Here is a 26803-nt window from a genome sequence, read left to right on the forward strand (position 1 = left end):
TCATACAGCTATGAGCGACGACCCCCGCCGGGACACCGAAGCCGCCCTGGACGAGGCCACCCTCGGCCGCATCGAGACCGAGGTAGCCCTACTGATGCGCTTCGGCGAGGCGACGCGCCGGGCCACCGGCAACGCCGAGCACCGGGTGCTCGACCGCGCGGCGTACGTGATCCTGCGCCACCTCGACGCCGCCGGCCCGCAGAACGTCTCCGTGCTCGCCGCCCGGCTCAACCTGGACGGCTCGACAGTGACCCGGCAGGTGACCGCGCTCCAGCGGGACGGCCTGATCACCCGTACGCCCGATCCGTCCGACGGCCGGGGCACGGTCATCTCCCCCACCACCGCCGGCCTGCAACGGATGGCGGCGGTGCGGGCCGCGCGGACCCGGCTCTACGGCGACATGCTCGCCGACTGGACCGCCGACGACCGGGAAGACCTGGCGCGGTTGCTGAACCGCCTCAACCAGGCCCTGGTGGACCGCAACAGCCGCCGTTCCTGAACCCCGCGCCGCCGCTCCGAAGCGCCACACCGACGGCTTCGGCCCGACGCCTGGCACTGCTAGCGCGTGGTGCTAGGCGCCAGGTGCCAGGCGTCGATCTTCGGACGGCGGGGCGTCAGGAGAATGTCCGCCGCGCCCAGGTGCGGAAGTCGGTGGTGGGCAGACCCAGGGCACGGGTCAGCTCCGGACGGGCGGGGCTGCCGTTCTCGTTGATCTGCTCGACCGCCTTGACCATTGCGGGCAGCAGGCCGCGCTCGACCGCCTGCTGCGGGGTGAGCACGGGCGCGCTGATCTCCCGGCCGGTTACCTCGCTCAGGATGGCCGCGAGCTCGGTCATGGTGAGCATGTCGCTGGCGAGCTCGACGTCCAGGCCGGCGAACTTCTCCGGGTTGGTGAACGCGATCGCTGCGGCCTCGCCGATGTCGTCGACGGTGACCCACGAAATTCGCGTGTCCTCAGCGAAGCCGGTGATGATCGTGCCGCTGGACCAGTCGCCGAAGAGGTAGGACCAGCCGGTGAGGTTCTCCATGAAGGTCGACGGCTTGAGGATGGTCCAGCGGGCGAAGCCACCGGCGCGCACCATCTCGTCGATGGCTGCCTTGCTCTCCCAGTAGTGCTTGTCCCACCGACCCTCGGCCCATCCGGGCTGGTTGCGGTGGAACTCACCGGCACCCGAGACGCTGCTGTGCACGACGTGCGACACCCCGGCCCGGCGTGCGGCCTCGACGACGTTGCGACCCCGGGTCACCTCGGCGTCGCCCTCCATGTCCGTCACATCCGGGTACGGGATGGAGAAGAGGCCGTCCATGCCGTCCGCCGCGGCGAACAGCGACTCCGGGTCGTCCAGGTCACCAGTGACCAGTTCGACGCCCCGATCCCGCAGAGCCTGGGCGTTGTCGGCGCCGGGATCGCGGACCAGGGCACGGACCGCGACGCCACGATCGAGCAGCGCTCGGGCTGTGGCCCCGCCCTGCTTGCCCGTCGCGCCGATAACGAGAACAGCCATATTTCCTCCTGAGAACAAGTGGGGTGACCCCCCACTTCTCGACGGTTACGATATGGGGGACTACCCCACTTTTGCAAGGGCGAGCCATGAGAGCGGACGCGCAACGCAACTACGACCTCATCGTCAGGGCGGCCGCCGAGGCGATCGCCCGCGACGGCGCGTACGCCTCGCTGGAGGAGATCGCCCGATCCGCCGGGGTGGGATCGGCGACCCTGCACCGGCACTTCCCCACCCGGTGGTCCCTGCTCCAGGCGGTCTTCGGTGGCTGCGTCAGCAACCTCGCGGCGCGCGCCGGAGACCTGCTCGACTCGCGGGACGCCCTCGACGCGCTGACTACCTGGCTCCACGAGGTCACCGCGTACGCCACGACAACCCGAGGTCTCGCGGATTCGCTCCTGAACGAGCCGGCCGAGAAGCCCGACGCCTGCGGCGCGACGCTCGTCGCCGCCGGTGAACCACTGCTGCGCCGGGCCATCGACGAGGGCTCGGTACGGCCCGACGTCACGATGGCCGACCTGATGATCCTGGCCAACGGCATCTCACTCGCGGCGCAACCGATGGGCGCGGCCAAGGCGGAACAACTGCTGACCTTTGCCCTGCAGGGAATCGGGTCAGCGGGCCGACCGCAGCCGTGAGCACCGCCGCCCGGGTGGACCGGCGTGAACCGGTCCACCGGGCGGTGGGTGACAGCGTCCGCTCGGGCGTGGGCCGCGTCAGCGGCCGGTGCCGCACAGGGCCGTCTCGACGGTCTTGTTCACCGCGGCGAGCATCTGCTCGCTGTTCGGCAGGCCGGTCACGGCCACCACGGCGCTCCGGCCGTCCTGGGTGGCGAGGTTGCGGGTCTGGAAGCCCTGGATGTCACCGCCGTGACCCCAGGCATAGCCGCCACAGGGCAACTCATAGCGGGCCACACCCAGCCCGTACGCGTACTCACCAGCCAACTCGAAACCGGGCGCGGGCACTGTGGTCATCAACGCCGCCTGCTGCGCGGGCTTGAGCAACCTGCCGCCCACCAGCGCGTCGAAGAACGTCCGCAACTCGTCTGGAGTGGAGACCAGTTGACCTGCCGCCCAACCCAGGGACGGGTCCATCACGGTGACATCCACCCACGGCACGCCCGGCGCCAGCGAGACGTAGCCCTGCGGGTGGGTGCCGCGAAGACGCTGCTCCCCGACGCCCGGCCAGTAGGTGTCCCGCAGCTTCAGCGGCTGGATGATCCGGTTGGTGATCTCCTCACCGATCGGACGTTCGGTGACCTGCTCGACGATCAGCCCGGCGAGGACGAAGTTGGTGTTGCTGTACCCCCACTTCTCCCCCGGCGGGAAGTCCGGTGCGTTGGTGAGCGCCGCGTCCACCATCCGGCGCGGCTGGTAGTACGCGCTCCTCTTGTCGATCAGATCCTGCGGCCCGGTGAACACCACGTTGTCGTAGTCCGGCAGACCGCTCGTCTGTTGCAGCAGCTGACGTACCGTGATCTTGGTGCCGTCGTGACCGTTACCCCGCACGACCCCCGGCAGGTAGTGCTCGACAGGGCCATCCAGGTCGATGCGGCCCTCGCCCACCAACTGCAGGACGACCACAGCGGTGAAGGTCTTGGTGTTGCTGCCGATGCGAACCTGGCCGTCGCGAGGAACCGGGCGGCGCTTCTGGAGATCGCCGACCCCGGCCGTGTAGTCGCGCTCGCGCCCGCCGGCCTCCCGCACCGAGGCAAGCGCACCGGGGAAGCCACTCTCGCTGACCAGACCGTCCAGATGCTGCTGCACGGCGTCCCGCGGGCCGCCGTGCCGGCCGGAGTCGGAGTCGGAGTCGGCGAACGCAGACGGGCCGGTCAGGGCGGCGCCGACAAGGGCAGCAGCCACCGCGACGGCAGCCATCCGCGTGATTCGACGACGGTGGGCGGGATCGCCTGATCTGGCGGGCATGATGGCTCCTCGGTGTCGGAAACGCTTGCCCCTCAACGGTGCAAGAAGCCCGATTAAGGAACGATCCCCCCTGCTGCCATCCTTCAGTACAGCCTGCACTACCTAGGCTGTTCGGTGATCCCGGCCTCCGCGTCGATCATGGAGTTGTGGTGGGGGACGATTAGCGTAAATCGCCATCCACCAGGCACCACAACTCCATGATCGACGGGGGTTAGGCGACTGGTTCTCGGGTTGGTGTGGCTTCGGAGGTGGGGCCGGGGGTTACTCGGGGGTCGCCCTCGTCGGCGAAGTAGTCGTCCGGGGTTGTTCCGTCGACGCCCTCGGGGGCCTTGGCAGCACGCAGGATCAGCGTCAACAGGGCCGCTACCGCCAGGTTGACGAGCACCGCCACGATGCCCACGTAGATCGTCTTGGGGGTGTCGAAGCCGAACTTCTCCAGCGGGAACGCCGAGCCGCCGAAGTGCTTTCGGGTCGGGCTGGCCACCTGGTAGAGCATCCACATGCCGAGCCCCATGCCGGCCGCCCAGCCGACGATCAGCGCCGTCCGGTGGAACCAGCGCGTGTAGAGGCCCAGCGCCACCGCCGGCAGCGTCTGAAGGATGATCACGCCGCCGATGAGCTGGAGGTCGATCGAGAACTGCGGGTCGAGGAAGACGATGCAGGCCACAGCGCCCACCTTGACCACCAGTGAGGTGATCTTCGAGACGTTCGCCTCCTGCGCGGCGGTCGCATCGCGCTTCAGGTATTCCTTGTAGATGTTGCGGGTGAACAGGTTCGCGGCCGCGATCGACATGATCGCCGCCGGCACCAGCGCGCCGATGCCGATGGCGGCGTAGGCGACCCCGGCGAACCAGTCCGGGAACTGCTGGTCGAACAGCAGCGGCACGATCGTGTTGTTGTCGACGCTGCCCTCGGTCGCTCCGGGCAGCGGCTTCACCCCCGCCGCGATGGCCATGTAGCCCAGCAGCGCGATCAGACCGAGCAGCAGACTGTACGCGGGCAGCGCCGACATGTTCCGCTTGATCACGTCGCGGTTCCGGCTGGCCAGCACACCCGTGATGCTGTGTGGATAGAGGAACAGCGCCAGCGCCGAACCGAACGCCAGTGTGACGTACTGGAGTTGGTTGTTGCCGTTGAGCAGGATGCCGTCGTTCGGGTTCGGCGACGCCTGGAACTTCGCGTCCGCCGCGTCGAAGATCTCACCCCAACCACCCAGCTTGTACGGCAGGTAGATGACCGCCACCAGGATCACGATGTAGATCAGGCTGTCCTTGACGAACGCGATGAGCGCCGGCGCGCGCAGCCCCGACTGATAGGTGTACGCGGCCAGGATCGCGAACGCGATGATGATCGGCAGGTGCCGGGCCAGGGTGCTCTCCCCCGTCACGCCCATGGTCTTGAGGACCGCCTCGATGCCTACCAGTTGCAGGGCGATGTACGGCATCGTGGCCACGATCCCGGTGATCGCGATCAGCAGCGCCAGCACCGGCGAGTCGAACCGCCTGCGGACGAAGTCGGCGGGGGTCACGAACCCGTGCCGGTGCGATACCGACCAGAGTCGGATCAGCACCAGGAAGACAAGCGGGTAGACGACGATCGTGTACGGCACCGCGAAGAACCCGGCCGCGCCGGCCCCGAACATCAACGCCGGCACCGCCACGAAGGTGTACGCGGTGTAGAGGTCACCGCCGACCAGGAACCACGTGATCCAGCCGCCGAAGCTGCGCCCGCCCAGGCCCCACTCGTCCAGGTGCGCCATGTCCTTCGGCGCCCGCCAGCGCGCAGCCACGAAGCCCATGGCGCTGACCAGCAGGAACAGCAGGGTGAAGACGATGATCTCGGTGAGATGGTCGCGCCACATCAGCGGACCTCCTTCGTTCGCGACTGCGGGGCTCGCAAACCCGGCTCACTCCTCGCGCTCAAGCGAACCTCCTTCGTTCGCGACTGCGGGGCTCGCAAACCCGGCTCACTCCTCGCGCTCACCGGGCCCTCCGCTTCGTCATCTGGTAGACGAACGTCGTGGTGGACACGCCGAGCAGGATCCAGGTCAGTTGCAGCCAGTAGTAGCGGGGGAACCCGAAGATTCGCGGTGCGTCGCCGTTGAAGAACGCCGGGATCAGCGGCACCACGATGGGCACAAAGAGCAGCCAGTTCCAAGGGCTGTGGTCCTTCGCCCTGGACTGGGCCGTCGTGGGCGCCGTGGTGGGCGCCTCCGGTTCCGGTGCAGCCATCTGACACACCTCCGGGGAGTCGTGGCTCTCGATGTAACGGCCGGAGGCTACGACTCTGTGACCGTCATCACGGTCGATGAATGGACGGCGCTGCGCCGAACGGCGTCCGTAGTGCGCCGAGCGGCATCGACAGACGTACCAGGTGTCAGGCCGATCCGAGCCGCCCCGGAGACGGCGTGGGGCCCGGGTGCGAAACGCACCCGGGCCCCACGTGGGCAGGCTGTCAGCTCACCCGATCAGACTCAACGCCGGGCTGCCCAGAGCAGCGCCCGACCGAGCTGCGACTGCAGACCCTTGGGGTGCAGGCGGAACGTCGGGTCGGTGCCGAACAGCACCACACCGTTGCCGGCCGTGGAGACGGCCCGCACGATGCTTGCGTTGTTTGCCGCAGCGGCCTGCCCGTTGGCGCCGCCGGTGGCCCACCAGCCCGACAGCAGCGGGTCGGCGGCGTACGACTGCTCGACCTGGACGTTGGCGCCCAGGTTGGTGAACCAGACGGGCTGGCTGATGAACGCGTGCGGGATGGCCGAGGTGGTGACCGGCCCGCCGTTGTTCACGATGTTGGCCACGCCGCTGGCCAGGCTCGGCGCCGCGGTGGCGGTCACGCTCAGCAGCCCCGTGCCGTTGCCGAAGGACGCCCCGGGGGTACCTAGGCCGACCACGCCGCCGCCGCGGGCCAGGAAGCCGTCGAGGGCGGCCCGGTTCTCGGCGGTCAGGTTCGTCAGGTTGACGTTGCTGGCGACCAGCAGCACGTCGACGTCGGACGTCAGCGTGCCGGCCAGCGTGGCGGCGGTGACCGCACGCGCCTCGAAGCCCAGGGCGGCGAGGGTGTCCCGCTCCTCGACAGTGCCGATGTAGCCGACAACGACCCGGTCCAGCAGGGTGCCCCGCCAGCCCTTCGGCGCCGCTTCGAAGCGCACGCCGTGAGCCTTCACCTCGGCACGGGCCAGCTTCTGGTTGGCCGGAGTGTTCGGAACGACCACCGAACCGTCGGCGAGCCGGTAGACCGCGATGTTCTTGGCCAGCAGCGAGTTCACCGCGAGCAGGTCGGCGGCGTCCCGCAGGTCGAGGCGAAGGTCGGACTTGCCGGCCGGCAGCGTGCCCTCGGCCCGCGCGTCGTAGACCCGCTCCAGACGCACCCCGGGGAGGGTGTTCCACAGGGTGTCCACAGTGGCGCCCCAGGTCAGGCCCTGGCTCCAGGCGGCCGGGCCGGCGTAGAGGTCGCCCACCCGGTCGGTGATGTCCGCGCCCGGTTCGAGCAGCGAGTTGACCAGACCGCGCTTGGGCTGGTGCATGTCGACGACGTACGAGCCGGCAGGGTAGGTCTTGCCGTCGGCCTTGAACGCCTTCTTCGCCTGCCACACCCGGCCGCCACTGCCGACCAGCAGGTCGACCAGACGGGCCGCGGCGGGCTCGGAGCGCTGCCCGGTGCCGGTGGGGATGACGTACGACCGGGGGAACGTGGTGTTGTAGTTGTCCTCCGGACCCCAGCCCGGCACGTAGCCGTCGGGGATGTCGCGCAGCGGCTCACCGGCGAGGCCCCGGCGGTAGACCTCGGCCTGGTCGTGCAGCACCTGCGCGCGGTTGTCCTGGATGTAGCGCAGCGACGTACGGATCGCCACCTCGTGCACGTCGGTGTTGATGCCGGAGCGGCGGACCCGCTCGGCAGGGGTGAGGTTGGTGCCGCGCGGGTTCAGCGGTGCCTCGATGGTGTACGGGATGCTGCTCTGGAGCATGGCGAACGACGGCACGTAGATCGGCGGGAAGTCGTCCCACACGCCCGGCTCGTCGTCACGGAACGGAATCCGCGCCTGCTGGGTCTCGGGGTAGCCCAGACCGCGCAGGTCCTCCTCGATCGCCAGGGCGTTCGGCAGGCCGTGCTTGATGTACAGGTCGTACTCGTTGTTGACGTTGTGCGGCGGGGTGCTGGGGTGCAGCAGGGTCGGGTTGACGTACCCGTGCAGGTCCAGCGTGATGATCGGCTTGGTGTCGATGATCAGATCGCGGATGATCTTCGTCTCGGGCTGCGAGACGATGGTCAGGTCACGGTTGAGGTCGTAACCCGCCGAGTTGGGCCGGGTCCCGGCCACCCGTCCGTCCGGGTTCGCGGTGACGATGAAGACCAGTCGGTTGCGCTTCAGCAGCGCGGCCACCTCGGGGCTGCGGTCGGTGGCGAGGTTCTCGATTACCCGCAGCGCCGCGTCGGTGCCCTCCCACTCGTTGCCGTGCAGGTTGCCGTTGACGAAGAGCGGGGTCTTGTAACCGGCGAGCAGCTTGCGGTCGCGCTGCGCCCGCGCCGGGTCGTCCTCGATGAGCCGCTTCCAGGTCTCCTGCTGCTGTGCCTCGGCGCGGCTCTCCGGCGCGGTCACGGTGACCACGTACAGGTCGTAGCCACCGGCGGACTTGCCGGCGACCTGGGCGGACACCCGGTTGCTGGCCCGCTGGAGGGCGTTCAGCTTCGGCGCGATCTCGTCGTAGGGGATCACACCGATCGGGATGGAGGCGTCGGCCGGGTTGTCCGGCCAGAGCGGCAGGGTGCTCTGCCGGGGGTAGCCCCGGACGTCGGAGTGGCCGGCACCGTGCTTCGGCCCGGGATGCCCCGGGGTCGAGTGCCCCGGTTTGGCGGACGCCGGGTTCGTGAGGGCCACTGTGGCCAGTAGCGCGGTGCTCACCACCGTCACGGTGAGGCGGGACAGACGTCTCTTGAGCAACATGGACAGATCTCCTGTCGGGAGGTACGCGCAGGCGGACTCGCCGCTGGGCCGGAGACCAGCGGTGAAGGGGGTACGCCTGCTGCGTGCGAGAAAGGGTGGACCCGGCGTCAGATGGAGCGTCGACAGGCTGCGCTGGCGACGCGCAGGAGGTCGATGTGACCCCGCTTCGTCAGGTGAACGCTTCGCACAAACCGATCTTGGGGCGCGCGAGCTCCACTGTCAACGGTTTCCGCCCTGGTCGGAGCCCTGGAGCTAAAACCCTCCCGACAGGTGGGAATTAGTCGATCTTTACGAGGTGTGCGGTGTCGTTCACCGTGCGCACCGCGATCCCGCCGTCGGGCCACATGTCGAGCACCGAGATGCCGGCCGCGTCCAGAAAGAGCCGGTGCAGGAAGCCGTCACCGGCGGCGAGCGCATCGCGCAGCGCCAGCTTGATCGGCGAGACGTGGGAGACGACAACCACAGCCTCAGCGGGGTACGCCGTGGGCAGCGCGCCGACGACCCGCCGGATGCGCTCGGCCACCTGGGTGAACGACTCGCCACCCGGCGGGGCGATCCGGGGTGAGGCGAGCCAGGCGTCCATCTCCCCCGGCCACTGCTGACGCACCTCGGCGAAGGTGCGCCCCTCCCACTGGCCGAAGTCGCACTCGATCAGGTCGTCCTCCGTGCGGACCGGCACGTCACCGAGCGCACTGGCGATCGCCGCCGCCGTGGACGTACACCGGGACAACGGTGAGCTGAGCACTGCCGCGACGGACGGGACCAGCTCGGCGACCCGGGCGGCGGTGGCGCGGGCCTGGGCGCGACCGCGCGCGGAGAGCGGCACGTCACCCCGGCCGGAGTAGCGGCCCTGCTCGGTGTACTCGGTCTCGCCGTGACGCACCAGGACCAGCCGGGTGGCGGTGAAGCTCGGACGCGGCTCCCAGGACGCCGGGGCGGTCGCCGGGTCGCTGCCGATCACGGCACCGCCGGCGGGGGCGCTGGCCGAGGCCGGGGCGCTGGCGGCAGAAGGCGTGGGGCGACCGGCGGCAGCGTCCATCGCGGCGTTGGCGAGCGCGTCGGCGTGCCGGTTCTGGTCGCGGGGAATCCAGGTGAACCGGACGGCGTCGAACCGGCCCACGAGCGTCGCCGCCTGAGCTGCCAGCGGACGCAGACCGGGGTGCTTGATCTGCCACCGGCCGCACATCTGCTCGACCACGAGCTTCGAGTCCATCCGGACGTCCACCTCGCCGGCACCCACCTCGGCGGCGGCCGTCAGACCAGCGATCAGACCCTGGTACTCGGCGACGTTGTTGGTCGCCGTACCCAGTGACTCGGAGCGTTCGGCGAGCACCTCGCCGGTCTCCGCGTCGCGCACCACCGCGCCGTAGCCGGCCGGGCCGGGGTTGCCCCGCGACCCGCCGTCGGCCTCGACGACCACCACGCGCGGTGCCACGACCTACAGGCCCGACTCGTTGGTACGGACCATGATCCGTCGACAGTCCTCGCAGCGGACCACGTCGTCCGGGGCGGTCTTGCGGATCCGCGCCAGGTCGGCGCCGGACAGCTCCAGCCGGCAGCCTCCGCAGCGGCCCGCGGTGAGTAGCGCCGCACCCAGCCCGGTCTCTTCGCGGATCTTGTCGTAGAGGGTGACAAGTTCGGCCGGGAGGTCGGCAGCGAGCGGCTGACGGGCGCCCCGCTTGAACTCCTCCTCCTTGGCGATCTCGGCAAGCGCGTCGTCGCGGCGCTGCTCGGTGGCGGCCCGCTTCTCCCGGACCTCGGCCAGCCGCTTCTCCACGCCGTCCAGCACGCCCTGCGCGGTCTCCCGCTGCTCCATCAGCTCCAACTCGGCGTCCTCAAGGTCACCCTGGCGCCGGTTGAGCGAGACCAACTCGTGCTGCAACGCCTCCAGCTCCCGGGCCGGCCCGGTGCCGGCGGCGAGCCGGTTCTCGTCCTTCTCCTTGCGCGCCCGGACCTGGTCGACGTCCTTCTCCAGGCGGGCGATGTCCCGATCCAGATCGTCGACCGCCACCTGGGCGCGGACCCGCTCGTCCTCCAGCGACGACAACTCCCGGGCCAGCGCCTCCAGCTCGGCACGCTCCGGCAGCGACCGACGGCGGTGCGCGAGCTGGGCGAGGTTGGTGTCGATGGCCTGAAGGTCGAGCAGGCGGCTCTGCACCTTGGGGTCAGCCTTCACGGTCGGGCTCCTTGTCGTCCACAGCGGGTGCGGCGGCGTGCACGGTCCACGGGTCGGTGTCCAGGTCGGACACCAGCGTCTCGACGCCCGGCGCCTCCCGAAGGAGGGCGGCCAGATCGTCGAGCCACGGTCGTTCGGTCGCCCAGTGGGCGGCGTCGATCAGGGCGGGACCACCGGCCGCGAGGTGCTCGCCGGCCGGATGGTGCCGCAGGTCGGCGGTCAGGAACGCGTCCACCCCGGCAGCGGTCGCGGCGCCGAGGAAACTGTCCCCCGACCCGCCGCTGACGGCGAGGGTACGAACCATACGCCCGGGATCCCCCGCAGCGCGAACTCCCCACGACGTGACGGGAAGCACGGCGGCGGCGTGCCGTGTCAACTCGGCGAGGGTCATCGGGCGGGGCAACTCACCGATCCGGCCGAAGCCCCGGTCGTCGCCGTACGCGGTGGAACCGGGCGCTGGCTGCTGCAACGGGCGCAGCCCGGTCAGGCCGAACCGGGCGGCGAGGGCATCGGAGACGCCTGGCGACGCCACATCGGCGTTCGTGTGCGCCACGTAGAGCGCCACCCCCGCCCGGATCAACTGGTGGACGATCCGGCCCTTGAAAGTCGTCGGGGCGACCGACGAGACGCCCCGCAGCAGCAGCGGGTGATGCGAGACGATCATGTCCGCGCCGACGGCCAACGCCTCGGCGACCGTCTCGGGCACCACGTCGACCACACAGAGCACCCGGCGGACGAGGGCGGCCGGCTCACCGAGCACCAGGCCGACCCGGTCCCACTCCTCGGCCCAGACCGGCGGGTAGCGCCGCTCCAGCTCGGCGACCACGTCGGTCACCGAGGGGGTGGATACGCATACGCTCACGGCGGCCCAGCTTACCGGCGCGGCGACGGTCCGGCGGCGACGCCCGGCCGCGCCGGTCGGGCTACCTCGCGGACGCGGCCGGCGGGCGGTCAGGCCGCGCGGTAAGCGACGGTACGCAGCGCGGCCAGCGGCATCTGCCAGGGGAACATGTGCATGTGCTGTTCGCCTGTCCCGGGCGGGTGCAGGGCCACCACATGATCGCCGAAGAGCATCGTGACGCCCCATTCCGCCAGCCGGGCCACGCCGGCCCGAAATGCCGGGTGGGCGGCCATCGCGATGTTCGTGTACGGCACCGCCACGATGGGCAGCCCTTTGCCCTGCGCCTCCACCAGCAACCCGAGGGCCAGCGTGTCCGCGATACCGGCCGCCCACTTGTTGATCGTGTTCACGGTCGCCGGGCACACGATCATGGCGTCGGCCGGTGGCAGCACGTCCGGGTCACCTGGGTTCTTGTAGTGCGTACGCACCGGGTGCCCGGTCTGACGGGTCAGGGCGGGCTGGTCGACGAACTTGGCCCCGTCCGGCGTGGTGATCACGCAGACGTCCCAGTCGTCCTGCTGGGCCAGGTCGACCAGACGCCCGACGTGACGTGCCAGCGGCGAACCGCAGGCGATGACATAGAGCACGGAACGGTGCTCGCTTGTGCGCTGTCCGCCGGCCATCAGACCGGCTCCGCGCTCATACCCCTACTCCCATGTGCTCAGCCAACTCCGCTACCGGAGAAGGCGGCGCACCACGTGTGCGACGAAGGATGTCCGACATGACCTCGTGGGCGATCGGACGGCAACGGATCTCCGACGGCGCGAGCCGATCGCCGAGCAGCAGCATCTCGCCGGCGTTTGCCACATCGCCGATCTGCGCGTACCCGCGGGCGATGTCGAGCAGGTGATGAGCACGGCGTTCGGGCAGCAACGCGTTGAACAGAGGCTCCGAGATGCGCAGCCTGTGCACCTCCACGGCCCGGCCCCCGTCGCCCAACTCCACGGCGGCGGCGGCGCGGTGCAACTCGACGTTCGTCGGGCCGAACGACGTCCAGTAGTGGTTCTGGTCGCTGCCGAGCAGCGTCGCCGCCTCCTCCGCGCAGTTGATCAGATCATCGACGCTTGCCGAGTCACCGATCCGGGAAGCCGCCATCGCGCCCTGGAGCAGCAGCATCCCGTAGACCGAGAGCCGGGCCGGCGAGACGTCGTTGCTGCCGCCGGGCGCCAGCCGGTTGGCGATCTGGACGTTCAGCTCCAGCGCCGGGCGACCCCTGCCCATGGCGACCAGTGCGTTGCAGACCCGGGTGGTGGCGATTCCGGCCAGCAGCGGGTCGTCCGCCCGCTGGGCCACAGCCATCGACCGGTCCGCCGCCAGCCAGGCCAGCTCGCACTCGCCGAGCTTGCGCAGCACCGAGGAGGCGATCTGATAGACCTGCCCGAGCAGATGGGCCGCCTCCGGCGCCTGGGCGCCGCCGTACGCGGCATCGGCCGCCTGGGCGTCGCGCAGCAGCTTCGGCAGCGCCCGGGTGAGCATCCCGTACCGGCCGTACTGGTAGGTGAGCCAGGCGTGGTTCACGGCCTTGCGCACGTCGTCAAGCGGCGGCGGGCAGGGCGCCGCGTCGAAGTACGCGCTCATCGAGTCGTACCGCTCCAGGGCCGCCCGGATCTCCTGCACCTCGACCTGGTCGATGCAGTTCAGCGCGTCGGTACGTCGCTCCGGGTCCCGGCCCAGCAGTAACTGCACGTCCATCTGGAGGATGTCGGCGATCTCGTAGAGGACCGAGAACTTGTCCAGCCGGCGGACCCCGCGCTCGACCTTGTCCACCCAGCTCTTCGACTTGCCCAGCCGGTCGGCGAAGACCTGCTGCGACATCTTGCGCCGGCCCCGCCAGTAGGCCACTCGCCGCCCTATGGGTAGCTCGTCCATCTCCCCATCCCCTCCCCTGCCGCCACCGTCCATCGGGCCGGGGCGATGTCCGCGGGTGCGGCGGTCCAGCGTCCTGTTCAGGTTTGCGCTGGTCGCACAGCGTGTACGTCAGCCGGATAGCCAGTCCTCGTACTTTTCGTGCAAGTTGCACGAGCCGTTCGTCAACCTCAACGATCGTGGGTTACGGCAGTGACGGCGCTCGACATGCGACCTGGCGTTCGCCAGGCCCGACGAAGGGAGATGGCACATCATGTGGCGAAATGTCGGACCGCGCGTCGCCGAACTGTCGCCGTTGGAGCGGGTCCGGCTGCGCCGGGTCGCCATCAGGTACGCCGTACACGGCTGGGAGGTCACCCCCGGCGCCTGCCTGGCCCGCAGCCGGTTCGTGTGCGGCCGGGCCGGCTGCCCCACCGTCGGCTGCCACCCCGCACTGGAGAACTGGGAGTTGGCCGCGAGCGCCGACCCGATCCGGGTGGCCACCTGGTGGCGGACGCGCCCGCACGGCGTACTGCTGCCCACCGGGCGGGCCTTCGACGTGCTGGAGGTGCCGGCGCACCTGGGCCGGCACGTGCTCGACGCGGTACGCACCCACCCGGCCGGCACCGGCGTACGCGGACCGGTGCTGGTCACCCCGACGGGCCGGTGGATGTTCCTGGTCCGCCCGGGCGATCCGCTCCGTCCGGAGTTGGAGCACTGTTTCCACGTCGTCCGCCACGGGCCGGGATCGTGGATCCCGGCGCCGCCCACCAGGCTGCCCGAGGGGACGGTCCGCTGGGCGGTCGCGCCGGAGCAGGCCCGGTGGCAGCTTCCCGATTCCTACCTGGTGCAGAACACGCTCATCGAGGCGCTGCGCGCCACAGGCGTGACGCTCACGCTCGACCTGCTCCCAGGCCACCTGCCGCTCCCCCGCCGGGGCATGTGAGCCGGCGCCACCCTGCCGGGGGCGGACTCGATCCGGTGACCGACAGCGTCGCCGGAGCGCCGGTCCTCGTTGAGCAGTGGGACAGCGACCAAGTGCCAGCGCGATCGCGCGCCACGAACGGGGGAACGATGTCCACGGACGACAGAGCGCCGCATCCAGGCGGCACCGAGCCGCCCCGCCGCAGCCACCCCGGACGCCGTTGGGCAGGCACCCGTCCCGCCGGCTCACGCCCCGGCCGCCCCCGCCCCACCGGCACCCGCCCAGCAGGCACAAACCGCCCAGTGCGCTGACTCCACCCCAGAATGCCCCCGCGATCTTGCACTTTCTGCCCGGACAAACGCCTTAGTCACGGCAAAACGGCGACCGAAACTGCAAGATCGCGGCGACGTGGGGCGGGGTCAGGTTGTTGTGGGGAGGGTTGGGGAGTGGTATTGGCGGGCGTTGTCCGTTATCACCGCGTGGGTGTAGTCGGGGCAACGGTCCAGCCAGCCGCTGCCGGCGGCGCCCATGGCAAGGGCCGCCGTGGCGTACGCGTCGGCCACCCCGAGATCGCTGCCGACCACCGTGACCGACCGCAAGCCGCTGGCGGGAGCGCCTCGGCGCGGGTCCAGCACGTGTCGACCCCGCTCGTACACCCCGGAGGTGGCCACTGCCAGGTCGGTTCCGGCGAGCACCAGGCAGGTCGCCATCGCGTCCCACGGGTGCCGGATGCCGATCCGCCACGGCTCCCCCGCCGGGGAGAACCCGCGTACCCGCACGTCGCCGCCGGCGTTGACGCAGTGGTTCGGCGCTCCGGCGGCCAGCAGCCGGTCCGAGGCGACCTGCGCCGCCCAGCCCTTCACGAAACCGGACGGGTCGAGCCGGCCGGTGGCGTACGCGTCGAAGAATCCGTCGGTGGCACCCCACAGGTCGGCGCACGCCTCCAACACGAACCGCAGGTCCGCCGACGCCTCGGAGAGCAGCACCTCGCCCCTGTCGAAGCGGCACACCTCGCTGTCGTCCCGGTAGGTGCTGAACCGGGCGTCCACCTCGCGCATCCAGCCGAAGACCTCGTCGGCAAGCTCGTGCAGGCGTGCCGGCGGCAGATCGTCGGCGAGGTCCACGGTGATCGCCGTACCCATGATCTGCTCGACCCGGCACAGCCCGGGTCGGGTCGTCGTGGCCGGCACGTCAGAAAGCCTGCTCGATGGCGGCCCGCAGCGACTGCTTGTAGGCGTTGCTGGTTGCGGTGGCGCCGGAGACGGTGTTCAGGTTGGCGCTCTGCTTCTGCACGACCTCGCCGCCGGTGCCGTTGTACCTGTCCCGCACGTCGCCGCTGTGGATGTCGGACTCGCCGCCGCTGGGCAGCGACAGGGTGGTGGCCTCGACGATGCGGTTGCCGGAGACCACGATCTGCACCTGCACGTACCCGTACGTCTCAGACCCGTCCTTGGCGTCCACCCCCGGCCCGGTGATCCGGCGCGTGGTCGGCTGGGGTGCCTTGGTGGTGGTGCGCGGCGCTGTCGGCGCCTTCGCCGTGGTGCGGGTGCCCGACGGACGGGCTGTGGTCTTGCCCGGCTTGGGCGACGTGGCCGCGTCGGCGCTTTCCGACGGCTTCGGCGTCGCACCGGTCGAGCCGGCGGGGGCGTCCGGGGCGACACTCGGGTCGGCGCCCGGGCCTGCGGGGTTGACCGGCTGGGAGGTCGGCAGGTTCTGGGCAGCCGGGGTGACAGCTGGCGAGCCCTTGAGCACCACAAGCGCTGTGGTGCTGGCGGCCAGACCGGTGATCGCGAGCAACGCGCGACGCATGCGATGCCTTCCTACAACTCGAAGGTGGCCAGGTGGATCTGCCGGCGCGGCACGCCGGCCCGGCGCAACGCGCGCACCGACTGCTCGACCAGGCCGGGCGGACCGCACAGGTAGACGTCGCGGCGGGCCACGTCGGGCACCAGTTGGCGCAGCCCGTCGGGGCTCATGAGCTGGCGGGGGCCGGGATCGTCGCGGGAGCCGATGACGTACCAGATGGAGGTGTCGCGTTCCTGGGCCAGCCAGTCCAGCTCGCGGCTGAGCAGCACGTCGGCGGGCGTACTGGCCCGGTAGATGAGGGCGGCGCCCGGCGGCAACTCCTCAAGCATGGCCCGGATGGGCGTGATGCCGCTGCCGCCGGCGATCAGCAGGGTCCGCTCGCGGATCCGGTGCGCGGCGGTGAACGTGCCCGACGGACCTTGCGCCCAGACGCGGGTGCCCGGTTCCAGGTCGCGCAGGTCGGCGGTGTGCGTGCCGACCACCTTGACGGTGAGGCGCAGCCAGCGGCCGTTGGCGGCGGCCGAGACGGAGAACGGGTGCGACTGCCACCAGCAGCCGCGGGTGAGGAAACGCCAGCGGAAGTGCTGCCCGCCGAGCATCTCCAACCGGCCGAGCCGCTCGCCTGTGAGATAGATGGAGACGGTGTCCGGGCTCTCCGCGACCACGTCGGCGACCCGCAGCTTGTAGCGCAGGTTGAACGCCAGCGGCGCGATCACCCGTCCCCAGAGCAGGACGGCGACCACCAGCAGGTACAGGGCGATCCAGCCAGTACGCACCGGGCCGGGCCGGTAGAGCTGCGCGCCGTGGGTGAACTGGTGCCCGTAGCCCAGCAGCAGCACCAGATAGCTGGACCGGTGCAGCAGGTGCCACAGCTCGTAGGGCAGCGCCCGCCGGATCCCCCGCACACTGCTGAACCCGACGAGCATCATGATGCCGGTGGCGACGAACGCCGAGATCATGTCCTCGTAGTCGCCGAGCAGCGTGCCAACCTCGGCGACGATCGACTGGTTTCGCAGGTCGGCGTAGCCGACGAGGATCAGCGACATGTGCGCCAGCACCGCCACCAGCAGCGTCGCGCCGATGTCGCGGTGCCAGCGGGACAGATGCTCGCCGCCGATCCACCGTTCCAGCACCGCCAGCCGGCTCATCAGCAGCACCTGCACCAGCAGCAGGTAGCCGGCGATCAGGCCGGTGATCCGGCCCGCCGCGGTGACGGTCGCCGCGGTGGTCCGCAGCGAGCCGGCCGGCGTCCCCAGCCACCAGGGCAACACGCTTGCCAGCAGCCCGAGCACGAGCAGCACGACAAGCAGCCGCCGGCCGCCGGGTCCGCGCCGCTCCGGCACCTGCGGGGGTACGGGCGCAGCCGACCGGCCGCCGTGCCGGGACGAGGTCCCGGTGCGGCGGCCGGTGGCGTGGGTGTGCGGGTACGTCACGCGTACAGCTTCATCGGGGCGTACTTCATGCGGGGGAACACCTTCTGCACCTCCGCGTTGGTGAGCCCGAACCGACCCTGCGCCAGCGAGCCGTAGACGTTGAACATGTTGTTGTATTCCGGCACGTCGCCGGAGTCCAACTTGTCCAGGCCGTTCCAGGTGCCGAGCAGCGAGCCGGCGAGCTTCTTGCCGGACAGGACGGTGATCACGCCGCCGTGTCCGTGGTCGGTGCCGCCACCGTTGGAGCGGACTCGGCGGCCGAACTCGCTGGACACCATGATCGTCACGTCGGCGGACTGCGGGCCGAGGTCGGTGAAGAACGCCGCCATCGCCTTGGCCAGTTCGCCCAGCCGGCGGTGCAGCTGGCCGCCCTCGCGGGTGCCCTGGTTCTCGTGGGTGTCGTAGCCACCCATGCCGACGGTGGCGACCCGGACGTTGGCGCCGCCCTTGATCAGCTGGGCGAGCTGCTGGAACGCGCGACCGACGCCCTCGTACGTGACGCCCTCGGCGGGCTGGTACGGCTTGGCGGCGAGCTTCTGCGCCGTGGCCAGCGCACCCATGCCCTCCTGCACGGCCTCTTCGACCGGGTGGTTGATCCCGGTGAACAGCCCCTTGATGGCCTTCTCGGTGGCCGCCCGGAACTTCTCGTCACCGTTGAGCCGCAGCGAGCCGACGCTGTTCAGCGAGATCGCGCCGTTGTTGCCGACCAGCGAGCGCGGCAGCGTGCTGCCGATGCCGACGCTGCGGAACGCGGTGCCCTTGCCGAGGTTGTCGACGAGGCCGTCAAGCCAGCCCCGGCCGCCGGTCTCGTTGGGCAGGCCACCCAGGTTGCAGGCGTCCGCGGCCTGGAAGTGGCTGCGGGACAGCCGCTCGTCGGAGGCCGCCGGGATGAAGCCCAACTGGCCGGCCTTGAGCCACTGCTCCAGCGGCTTGAACGCGCTCGTCAGCTTGAAGCCCCGGCTCAGGGCGAGCGAGTCGTTGCCGAGCAGCAGGTCGGGGCGGGCCTGGGCGAGCACCGGGTCGTTGTCCGGTGCCACCAGGCTCAGCCCGTCCAGGCCGCCGTAGAGGAAGACGTGGATAAGCGTGCCGGTCTTCGTCGCCGCGAACGACGCCGACGTGGTGACGAACTGGGCGGTGGCCAGCGCGGTGGCGGTCGCCGCCGCACCGGCGACGAAGGTACGCCGGGTGACACCGCGACCGTCCTGCTGGGCCTCCTCCAGGTTCTCCAGCGTGCGGTAGCGGTCCGCCTCGGCCGCGTTCTCGGCGGCGACGAGGTCTGCCTCGGCACGCAGCAGCGCCTCGGCCGGGTTGTCGGCCAGCCGCCGCAGGTCGGGGCATTCGGGGTGCAGGGGGAAAGAGTTGTACACAGTCTTCTCCATCGGGTGCCTCACCGGAGGTGGTGCTGGGGGGACGCGAGGATCGCCCGCGCGACGGCGGTGATGGCCCCGTTGAACGTGGCGTCGACCTTGGCGGTCGCCGGCACGCCGGCCACGCCGAGGATCAGGTTCTTCTCCCGGGTGCTCAGCTTCTGACCCACGAGTCGCAGGGAGAGCGCGTCCACGTACGCCCCGGCGGTGGCCGGCGGCTTGGCGACGAGCTTCTGCGCTGGCGTGTACGTGAACACGGTGCGGTAGCCGGCGACGATCTCGCCGGCCTCGTTCCAGCCGTTGACCATGGTGCCGGCCGAGGTCCACGCGACGTAGACGTCCGGGTAGCCGTCCGGGGTGGGCTGACCCATCGGGTACTGGCCCAGCTCGCGCAGCTTGTCGTGGACCTGCCGCAGGCCCCGGGCGAAGGGGGTGCGCTTGCTGTCGCCGTTGTTGTGCGTCGGCGACGCGTCCGGGCTGACACCAAGCGTCCGGTACGTGGCCACCAGGTACTCCATCGGCCGGCGCACCTTCTGGCCCACCGCCGCCCAGAACTCCGAGGAGCTGAACAGCGTCATCAGCACCGGCTTGATCAGGCCGTTGTTGCTGCTGTACGTCTTGGCGAGCCGGTCCACAAGGGACTTCGGCGGGGTGTCCGAGACGAACCGGGTGGCGAGGCTCTGCGCGACGTACTTGGCCGTCGACGGGTGCAGCGCGATGTAGGTGATGTACTTGTCGATCGCCGCGTCCACGGCGGCGATCTCCTTGTCGGTCGGGTTGTTGACGTCCTTGATGCTGAACGTGTTCGGGTGGGTGAAGCCGAGGATCTTCACCTTGCCCATGTAGTGCTGGTTGACCCGCAGGCGGTACTGGCCCTTGTCGTCGACGCCACGGCCGGTCTGCAGCATGGCCGCCTGGCGGACGTCGCCCTCCGTGTAGCCGCCGTCGACGCCGACCGAGTACAGCTCGAGGTTCTCCCGGGCGAGGTTCTCGTTGATCGCGTCCTTGCGGGAGTCCTTCTGGTTCAGGTAGATCAGCAGCGCGGGGTGCTTGTTCGCGGCGACAAGCATCTCGGGGTAGCTGCCCAGCGCGTGCTTGCGCACCACGTCCTTGTCGAACGAGGTCCGGTACGCCTCGCCACCGTCGAAGTCGGCGGCGACGTGCAGGAAGTCGTTCCAGAAGTCGACCATCACCTCGAACAGTTGGCGCTTCGACCAGATCTGCCGGGCGATGGTCGCGTCGACAACCTCCCGCTGCGCCTGGGCGCCCTGCTCGTTGAGCGCCTCCCGCTGCTCGCGCAACTGCTGCACGGTGAGCTTCTGGGTGGGCAGCTCGGCGATCTTCAACTCGGCCTTGCTCGGCTCGATCTTGTCCGGGTCGAGCTGGGCGCGGATCCAGGCGTCGATGCCCTGCTTCTTGATGTCGGCGATCACGCCCGGCGTCGGACCGAAGGTGGTCCGCCGGGCCAGGTGCAGGATCGGGTCCTTGGCCAGCACCGTCTTGACAGTCACCTGGGTCTCCGCGGCGGCTGCCGCCGGCCCGGAGAACGTCCGGCCACCGGCGGGCGCGTTCTTCTTCAGCGCCTCTCCGGCCCGGGAGCCCATGTAGCTCTCGTTCTGCTCGGTGTAGGTGCGCACCGTGCTGGGCTGCTGGCCGCTGGGCCGCGCCGCGTTGCCGTCGGTGACAGTGCTGCCGGTCGCGTCGCCGGCCGCCGCCTCGTCGCCGAAGAGGCCACGGATCTGCGGGGTCATGGCGAGCGCCGCACCGCCGGCCACGACGGCGGCCGTACCGCCAAGCGCGACGATGGCCTTGCGCCGGCCGACCTTGCGGCCCGGCTCGTCGTCATCGTCCAGGGTGGGCAGTCCGCTGCCGGCCGGGCGGGCGGGGGCCGGGCGGCCCAGACCCTCCGGTCCGACCCACTGAGGTCCGCGCGGGGCTGCGGCGGGGTGTCCGTATCCGTCGCCGTACTGGTTACGCGGGTCGGACTGCGCCGGGTAGCCGCCCTGATGGGAGTCGGGCGAGTCGTACCCGTACGACGCGGACGCGGTGAAGTCGCCGTACCCGTCCGCACTGTGGTGCTGGCGTCCGTCCCAGCCGCGGTCGTCCCGCGGTCGACGTGGTGGCACATTCTGGTCGGCCATGTACCAATCCCGATTTCTGATGAGCGCCGAAAGCTGCGACCGAGCGGGTGCGGCAGGTGCGGCGACTGTTGCCTGAGGGGGTTGCTACGGCAAGGTAACCAAGCGCCCAGGTGCCTTCAAGCTGTCCTGAACGCCCTCGTGAGGGCACTTAAGACAGGGCTCACCAGCGCAGCGGTGCCGGGTCGGGCGCACGAGACGGGCATCGACCTTCCCAGCAGGGCGGACGTACCGCAGCCGGGGACGGATCGGACCACGCCGCCGTACGCGAGACATTCGGCGTCGTCCGCGACCACAGACAAACTTAAGGTACGGATAAGCAGGACGTGAGGTGCCTTCACGCGGGAGGAAAAGTAGGAGCGGCGGGCGAGCGTGAGCCGCCACCGCAGCGGGTATGCCGCCGAACCGCTGAACGCGTGAGGGGAAGGCAGCGCCATGCTCAGCAAAGAGGATCAGCGCAGGTTCGACCAGATCACCCGTCAGCTCCGGGAGAGCGACCCAGCTTTCTTCGCCCGGCTCGATCACCGGATCCGGGGCCGCCGGGGCCGCTACCTGATGTTGTTGACGATCGTGCTGTGGGCTTCGCTTCCGGCGATGGCCGTGTTCGCCGGCCGGCTGGCCGGTGCGATCTGCGCGGTGGTGCTGATCGCCAACGCGGCGGTCATGTGGCGGTTCCGCCGCCGATGGACATGACGGCTCACCGGTCGGCCGGGTCGAACGCCCGGTACGCGCGCCGCAACCGTTCGAGCAGTCCCGGCCCGCCGATGGCCGGCGCTGGCGGACCGAGCTGGCGCAGCAGGAGGTCCGGTCCAGTCGCCAGCCTGGGCGGCCGGTCAGGAAGCGGGACCGGCGACGCCCAGAACCGGTCCGTCGCCTCGGCGAGCGGGGTCGCCGACAGCCCGGCGAGCGCCCGCGCCGCACCGGCCGGCGGCAGGACGTCCACATCGGACCCTCTGCGGTCTACGGTGGACGACTCCGGGACGGTGACCGCCGCGCCGGTGGCCTCGGCCCGACGGGCACGCAGCCGGTCGAGCAGGTCCGCGCGGGACCGCCCACGCCAGTGCAGCAGCTCGAACGGGTCCGCGTCGAACGCCTCGGCCAGCAGATAGAACGTGGCCGCGAGGTGCTTGCACGGCACCGCGAAATCGGGACAGTTGCAACGCTGGGTCAGCTCGTCCACGGCGCCCGGAAAGAGCGGCGCGCCGGCTGCGGCGAACAGCTCCTCCAACTCGTCGGGCAGGTCCCCGGCGAGCAGTCGGGCGCTGAAGAACGCCTGCCCGGCCAGTTCCGCCTCGACCTGGGACCACAGCGCGGGCGGAAACGCGGCAAGGGCGATGGAGACCTCGTACGGGCGCGGCCGGGAGCCCTGCACCTCGGCCGTGACCCGCCCGGGCGCGATGTCGAGCCGGAGCACTTGACCAGCCCGCGCGTACGATCTGCCACGCGTCAACCGGGTGCCGAGCGCGAACGACTCCAGCACCTCCAGGAAACGCCGGGACCACCAGGACCGCCCGATCGCGCCACGGGCGCTGCGGGCGCGCAGACCCCCGTCGACCCGGCGGGGACGGCCGTAGTCGGCGAACCTGTCGGTGCTCACGCCAGCACTCCGCTGCGATCCGTGCTGCCGCGAGGCACAACGCTGCTGTGCCTGATGGTTCGCTCGCTCCGCTCGCTCACTACTCCACCACCGCGCCGGCCTCCAGGGCGAACAGCTCCCGCAGCTGCCCGGTGGACAGCTCGGTGATCCACTGCTCGCCGGTGCCCACCACCCGCTGCGCTAGGGCGCGCTTGTCCGCGATCATCGCGGCCACCTTCTCCTCCACGGTGCCGGCGCAGACGAACTTGCGGACCTGCACCCGCCGCCGCTGCCCGATCCGGAACGCCCGATCGGTGGCCTGGTCCTCCACCGCCGGATTCCACCACCGGTCCACATGCACCACGTGGTTGGCGGCGGTCAGGGTGAGCCCGGTGCCGCCGGCCTTGAGCGACAGGACGAACAGCGGTGGCCCCTCGGCCGACTGGAACCGCTGCACCATGGCATCCCGCTCGGCCTTGCCGACACCGCCGTGCAGGAACAGCACCTCCCGGCCGAACCGCGCCGACAGGTGCCCGCGCAGCATCGCACCGAACTCGGCGTACTGGGTGAACAGCAACGCCCGTTCCCCCGCCGCCAGCACCTCCTCCAGGATCTCGGTCAGCCGGGCCAGCTTGCCGGAGCGACCGTCAAGCGGCGAGCCGTCGCGCAGCAGTTGCGCCGGGTGGTTGCAGACCTGCTTGAGCCGGGTCATGGTGGCCAGCACCAACCCGCGCCGTTCGATGCCGTCGCTGGACTCGATCCGGGCGAGCATGTCGTCGACGACCACCTGGTAGAGGGCCGCCTGTTCGGCCGTGAGGTTGCAGAGCACCTCCATCTCCAGCTTCTCCGGCAGGTCCGAGATGATCGACGAGTCGGTCTTGAGTCGACGCAGCACGAACGGTCCGGTGATCCGGCGCAGCCGCTCGGCGGCCTCGGCGTCACCGTTGCGCTCGATCGGCTCGGCGAACCGCTTACGGAACGTCGCCGCCGGCCCGAGCAGACCCGGATTGGCGAACTGCATGATCGACCAGAGGTCGGCGAGCCGGTTCTCCACAGGCGTACCGGTCACCGCCACCCGTTGCCGCGCGGGCAGCGCACGGACCGCCTCGGCCTGTCGGGTCGACGCGTTCTTGATCGCCTGGGCCTCGTCCACTACCACCCGGTGCCAGTCGATGCCGGCCAGATCCACCGCGTCGCGGGCCGCCACCGAATAGGTGGTGAGGACCAGGTCCGCGCCGTGCGCGGCCGCCGTGAACTCCGGCCCCCGCACCCGCTCCGCCCCATGGTGTACGTGCACACGCAGCCCCGGCGTGAACTTCGCCGCCTCCCGCTGCCAGTTGCCGACAAGCGACATCGGACAGACCAGCAGTGTGGGCCCGGCGTCCGGCGGATCCCCGGCGAGCAGCGCCAGCAGCTGCACAGTCTTGCCCAGCCCCATGTCGTCGGCGAGCACGCCGCCCAACCCGAGTGAGCGCAGGAAGGCCAGCCAGGCCAACCCACGCCGCTGGTACGGCCGCAGCGTCCCCACGAAACCCGGCGGCGGATCGAGCGGGGTGAGCCGCCGCTCGACAGCACCGGCGAGAAGATCACCCAGCGGACCGTCGGCGGTCACCTCCAGCACCGGCAGCGCACCGGTGTCGTCGCCGTCGGCGAGCCCGAGGCGCAGCAGGTCGGCGACGGTCAGCTCGCCCGCCGACCGGAGCAGACGCAACCCGGCGGCGAGACGCCCCGGGTCCAGCTCCACCCAGCGACCGCGCAGGCGTACCAATGGGGTCTTCAACTCGGCGAGCGCCGCCAACTCGTCGGCGGACAGCGGTTGGTCGCCGAGCGCCACCTCCCAGCGGTAGTCGACGAGCGCGTCCAACCCGACGCCGGCCTCGGTGCCGGCCACCGTGCCGGGCGCGGTACGGCTGCGGGCGCGCAGCCGGGCGCCGAGCCGCGCCGACGGGCGCTGCCACCAGGACGGCAGCAGCACCCCGAAACCGGCGGCGTGCAGCACCGGAGCGCCCTCGCTGAGGAACCGGTGCGCGCCGTCGACGTCCAGGTCCATCGCCTCGGGCGCGGCGGTACGCAGCGCGGCGTCCAGATCCGGCCAGAGCCGGCTGGCCCTGCCCAGCTCGGCGAGCAGGGTCTCCTGCGGATTGGAAGTGGCGCCGGCCAGCCCACCGAGGGTGTGCGGCGACCGCCAGATCTGCCCGGCGTCGACGTGCAGGCCGGGCTCGTCAGCGGCCTGCAAGCCGAACTCCAACCGCCACCGCCCACCACCGGCAGGCCCGTCTTCGACGGGGCTGGGGGCGGCCGGGCTGGGGGCGGCCAGGCTGCCGTCGGCGTGGCTGGCATCGGTCGACGCGGACCGGGTGGCGAGGATTGGTTCGGTGATCTCGTCGGGGGGCGGCTCCACCAGGCGGAAGCTGGCCCGGATCGCGCCGCCTGCCGCGTCCCGTTGCCAGTCGTCCAGTTCGGTGCGGAGCGTGGCCAACGCCGCCGCCTCGATGGTGAAGTCGCGCCGCGGGCCGGCGAGCGCCGCCAACCAGACCGGTGCCGGCCCGCCCGGACGCAGGCCCCGGGCCAGGGTGGTGGTCGCCAGTGCGGCCCGGGCGGCGGCGTCGGTAAGCGCGTCGAGCGCGTCCGCGACCAGCGCAGCAGCGGTCAGCTCGGCACCGCTCGAACCGGCGGCGGCTCGGGCCGCTGGCGGCAGGGCCAGCGCCAGGGATCGCGCCCATGCGGCGTCGGTGCCGGTCAGCAGCGGACGCCAGACGGCCAGGGCCGGAACCTGGCCGCCGGCACCCGGCAGCGCCACAGCGGCCGTCGGGCTGACGCCGGGTAGGACGCGGCCCCGGGTCACCAGGTCGGCGGCGAAGTCGGCAACCTCGGCGAGGTGGCGCAGGGTCGAGCCGGGCACCACAGGGAGATCGTGCAGGGCGCGTAACAGCGGTAGGGCGTCGTCTGGGGCGTACACCAGGATGGGGACCCGCCACCTGGCCAGGGTGAGCCGGGCGCGGGCCGGGGGTGCGACGGCGGTCCGGATCAGCTCGGGTGAGTCGGTCGGCGCGCCCGCCCGGGTCGGCAGGGTGAGCAGCGCGGTGTCCGGGCGTGCCGGCTCGGCGGCGTCGGCGAGGACTGCGGCCAGGTCGGCGTGCCCGGCGACGAACGGGTGCTGGCGCTCCCGGGGCGGGCGGCCGGAGCGCGGCGTGGCGGCTACCGGGGCGGCGCTGTCCTCCGCCCACACCGCGAGCCCCGCGGACGCGCCGTCGCCGGGCAGCCACAGCCCGTGGATGACAAGCACGTACTCCCCCTCGTCGCCGCCCGCGCCCAGGATAGGCGGCCCAGGTGGGAAGACGACGCGCCGCCGCCCATGATCGACTCGATTTCACTGAAATCGCGGTATCCGCGTCGGCAGGACACCCCGATTTCCATGAACCCGCGATCAAGCGGTTCGGAGCGCAACAGATCAGACCGCGCCGGTCTCGCCGTCGGTCAACTCCCGCAGGATGTCGGCATGACCGGCGTGCCGGGCCGTCTCCTCGATGAGGTGCACGAGAATCCAGCGCAGCGACACCTCGCCGAGCTGCGGGTGCGGCACCACATGGTCGAGGTCGAATCTCGCAGCGACCGCCCGGGACCGGGCGCAGGCCCTTTCGTACGCCTCGGTGAGCCCGGCGACAGTGTCCTGGTCGTCGAGCGTGAAGCTCGCCGCCGCGTCCTCGGCCGAGGTCAGGTGGACCGCACCGGGCTCCGGGGCCAACAGGGTCGGAAACCAGTTCCGCTCGACCAGGGTCAGGTGCTTGACCAGACCGACGAGCGTGGTCGCCGACGGCACCAACCGGCGACCGGCATCGGCGTCGGACAGACCACGCAGCTTGCGCAGCAGCACGGCGCGGTGGAAGTCGAGGAACGACTCCAGCACCGCCCGCTCGTCGCCGGTGCGGGCGCGCACCGGACCGAGCGTCATATCGATGGACTGCTCTGCCATCCGCCGACCCTAGCCGCGCAACTGTCGTCGCACTGCCCCGCTATCCGCTGCGGGCGGGCGGCACGGCAGGCAGGATGGGCGCATGGCTTCCTCCGTGCAGATCCTCCTCGTCGGCGGCGCGGCGGACGGGCAGACCGTGACCGTGGAACTGGACAGCAACGGCCGCCCGCCGCTCACCCACCACCACCTCGGTTCCGGAGGGCTGGCCGAGGCGCAGATCTACGAGTTGGAGTCCGCCCGCGAGGAAGACCGCGAGTGGCGCTACCGGTGGACCGGCCCGGCGGTGTGACA

General features: G+C 71.0%; 24 protein-coding genes. 5 read left to right on the top strand and 19 right to left on the bottom strand.

Features of this window, described 5'->3' with window-relative positions; all coding sequences use genetic code 11:
* Window positions 1-10: 10 nt before the first annotated feature.
* Window positions 11-499 carry a MarR family winged helix-turn-helix transcriptional regulator gene (locus ACLQ23_RS30655; protein WP_355595273.1) on the top strand — a complete coding sequence of 163 codons (489 nt, stop codon included), beginning with the start codon at window positions 11-13 and terminating at the stop codon, window positions 497-499.
* A 115-nt stretch (window positions 500-614) separates the two neighbouring features.
* Here the strand turns inward: ACLQ23_RS30655 and ACLQ23_RS30660 are convergent, their stop codons facing one another.
* Window positions 615-1505: an NmrA/HSCARG family protein gene (locus tag ACLQ23_RS30660; RefSeq protein WP_355632685.1), complete on the bottom strand. Its 891-nt coding sequence runs from the start codon at window positions 1503-1505 to the stop codon at window positions 615-617.
* Between the two features lie 86 nt (window positions 1506-1591).
* Here ACLQ23_RS30660 and ACLQ23_RS30665 point away from each other — a divergent pair, with 86 nt between their 5' ends.
* Window positions 1592-2140: a TetR/AcrR family transcriptional regulator gene (locus ACLQ23_RS30665; RefSeq protein ID WP_355595269.1), complete on the top strand. Its 549-nt coding sequence runs from the start codon at window positions 1592-1594 to the stop codon at window positions 2138-2140.
* Between the two features lie 78 nt (window positions 2141-2218).
* On the opposite strand, the gene ACLQ23_RS30670 is transcribed toward ACLQ23_RS30665, so the two are convergent.
* From ACLQ23_RS30670 to ACLQ23_RS30715, 10 genes are all read right to left on the bottom strand, one after another.
* The gene (locus ACLQ23_RS30670; protein ID WP_355632682.1) at window positions 2219-3379 is read right to left on the bottom strand and encodes a serine hydrolase domain-containing protein; all 1161 of its coding nucleotides are present in this window, start codon (window positions 3377-3379) and stop codon (window positions 2219-2221) included.
* A gap of 259 nt (window positions 3380-3638) precedes the next feature.
* Window positions 3639-5288, bottom strand: coding sequence for a monocarboxylate uptake permease MctP (gene mctP / locus ACLQ23_RS30675; RefSeq protein ID WP_355632679.1), 1650 nt, complete (start codon window positions 5286-5288; stop codon window positions 3639-3641).
* A 118-nt stretch (window positions 5289-5406) separates the two neighbouring features.
* Complete coding sequence (locus ACLQ23_RS30680; RefSeq protein WP_355632702.1) at window positions 5407-5658, bottom strand: DUF3311 domain-containing protein; 252 nt, start codon at window positions 5656-5658, stop codon at window positions 5407-5409.
* Window positions 5659-5900: 242 nt separating this feature from the next.
* Entirely contained in the window at window positions 5901-8372 is a 2472-nt protein-coding gene (locus ACLQ23_RS30685) for a M14 family zinc carboxypeptidase (RefSeq protein ID WP_355628964.1), read from the bottom strand.
* Window positions 8373-8479: 107 nt separating this feature from the next.
* A complete protein-coding gene (locus ACLQ23_RS30690) occupies window positions 8480-8716 on the bottom strand; it encodes a putative leader peptide (RefSeq protein WP_355628967.1) in 237 nt (78 codons plus the stop codon).
* Window positions 8650-9807, bottom strand: a complete 1158-nt coding sequence (locus ACLQ23_RS30695; RefSeq protein ID WP_355595259.1) for a bifunctional RNase H/acid phosphatase — start codon at window positions 9805-9807, stop codon at window positions 8650-8652. Before ACLQ23_RS30695 ends, ACLQ23_RS30690 begins: the two co-directional genes overlap by 67 nt.
* A gap of 3 nt (window positions 9808-9810) precedes the next feature.
* Complete coding sequence (locus tag ACLQ23_RS30700; protein ID WP_053653196.1) at window positions 9811-10548, bottom strand: zinc ribbon domain-containing protein; 738 nt, start codon at window positions 10546-10548, stop codon at window positions 9811-9813.
* Window positions 10538-11374 (bottom strand): Nif3-like dinuclear metal center hexameric protein, encoded by an 837-nt coding sequence (locus tag ACLQ23_RS30705; RefSeq protein ID WP_355595317.1) that lies wholly within the window; start codon window positions 11372-11374, stop codon window positions 10538-10540. The genes ACLQ23_RS30700 and ACLQ23_RS30705 overlap by 11 nt, the downstream gene beginning before the upstream one ends.
* 125 nt (window positions 11375-11499) lie before the next feature.
* Window positions 11500-12072, bottom strand: a complete 573-nt coding sequence (locus tag ACLQ23_RS30710) for a flavoprotein (protein WP_355595257.1) — start codon at window positions 12070-12072, stop codon at window positions 11500-11502.
* Between the two features lie 16 nt (window positions 12073-12088).
* On the bottom strand, window positions 12089-13318 hold the full coding sequence (locus tag ACLQ23_RS30715) for a helix-turn-helix domain-containing protein (protein ID WP_355595255.1): 1230 nt from the start codon (window positions 13316-13318) through the stop codon (window positions 12089-12091).
* A gap of 250 nt (window positions 13319-13568) precedes the next feature.
* Here ACLQ23_RS30715 and ACLQ23_RS30720 point away from each other — a divergent pair, with 250 nt between their 5' ends.
* On the top strand, window positions 13569-14240 hold the full coding sequence (locus tag ACLQ23_RS30720) for a bifunctional DNA primase/polymerase (protein WP_355595253.1): 672 nt from the start codon (window positions 13569-13571) through the stop codon (window positions 14238-14240).
* Between the two features lie 398 nt (window positions 14241-14638).
* Here ACLQ23_RS30720 and ACLQ23_RS30725 read toward each other — a convergent pair whose 3' ends face one another.
* From ACLQ23_RS30725 to ACLQ23_RS30745, 5 genes are read right to left on the bottom strand one after another with little or no spacing between them, the layout of a single operon-like run.
* On the bottom strand, window positions 14639-15361 hold the full coding sequence (locus tag ACLQ23_RS30725; protein WP_355595315.1) for an FAD:protein FMN transferase: 723 nt from the start codon (window positions 15359-15361) through the stop codon (window positions 14639-14641).
* Between the two features lie 49 nt (window positions 15362-15410).
* Window positions 15411-16028 (bottom strand): FMN-binding protein, encoded by a 618-nt coding sequence (locus tag ACLQ23_RS30730; RefSeq protein ID WP_355595251.1) that lies wholly within the window; start codon window positions 16026-16028, stop codon window positions 15411-15413.
* Between the two features lie 11 nt (window positions 16029-16039).
* Complete coding sequence (locus ACLQ23_RS30735) at window positions 16040-17458, bottom strand: ferredoxin reductase family protein (RefSeq protein WP_355595249.1); 1419 nt, start codon at window positions 17456-17458, stop codon at window positions 16040-16042.
* Entirely contained in the window at window positions 17455-18837 is a 1383-nt protein-coding gene (locus tag ACLQ23_RS30740) for a DUF1501 domain-containing protein (RefSeq protein WP_355595247.1), read from the bottom strand. The genes ACLQ23_RS30735 and ACLQ23_RS30740 overlap by 4 nt, the downstream gene beginning before the upstream one ends.
* Window positions 18838-18845: 8 nt before the next feature.
* Window positions 18846-20966 (bottom strand): DUF1800 domain-containing protein, encoded by a 2121-nt coding sequence (locus tag ACLQ23_RS30745; protein WP_425881469.1) that lies wholly within the window; start codon window positions 20964-20966, stop codon window positions 18846-18848.
* Between the two features lie 432 nt (window positions 20967-21398).
* On the opposite strand from ACLQ23_RS30745, the gene ACLQ23_RS30750 reads away from it, so the two are divergent.
* The gene (locus ACLQ23_RS30750) at window positions 21399-21656 is read left to right on the top strand and encodes a DUF3040 domain-containing protein (protein WP_355595243.1); all 258 of its coding nucleotides are present in this window, start codon (window positions 21399-21401) and stop codon (window positions 21654-21656) included.
* Window positions 21657-21660: 4 nt separating this feature from the next.
* On the opposite strand, the gene ACLQ23_RS30755 is transcribed toward ACLQ23_RS30750, so the two are convergent.
* From ACLQ23_RS30755 to ACLQ23_RS30765, 3 genes are all read right to left on the bottom strand, one after another.
* Entirely contained in the window at window positions 21661-22560 is a 900-nt protein-coding gene (locus tag ACLQ23_RS30755; protein ID WP_355595241.1) for an SWIM zinc finger family protein, read from the bottom strand.
* Window positions 22561-22639: 79 nt separating this feature from the next.
* Window positions 22640-25825, bottom strand: a complete 3186-nt coding sequence (locus ACLQ23_RS30760; RefSeq protein WP_355595239.1) for a DEAD/DEAH box helicase — start codon at window positions 25823-25825, stop codon at window positions 22640-22642.
* A gap of 165 nt (window positions 25826-25990) precedes the next feature.
* Window positions 25991-26512, bottom strand: coding sequence for a DinB family protein (locus tag ACLQ23_RS30765; protein WP_425881470.1), 522 nt, complete (start codon window positions 26510-26512; stop codon window positions 25991-25993).
* Between the two features lie 82 nt (window positions 26513-26594).
* On the opposite strand from ACLQ23_RS30765, the gene ACLQ23_RS30770 reads away from it, so the two are divergent.
* The gene (locus ACLQ23_RS30770) at window positions 26595-26801 is read left to right on the top strand and encodes a hypothetical protein (RefSeq protein WP_167943160.1); all 207 of its coding nucleotides are present in this window, start codon (window positions 26595-26597) and stop codon (window positions 26799-26801) included.
* Window positions 26802-26803: the final 2 nt, after the last annotated feature.

The organism is Micromonospora sp. DT41 (genome assembly GCF_049841715.1).
Classification (GTDB): Bacteria; Actinomycetota; Actinomycetes; order Mycobacteriales; family Micromonosporaceae; genus Micromonospora; species Micromonospora profundi.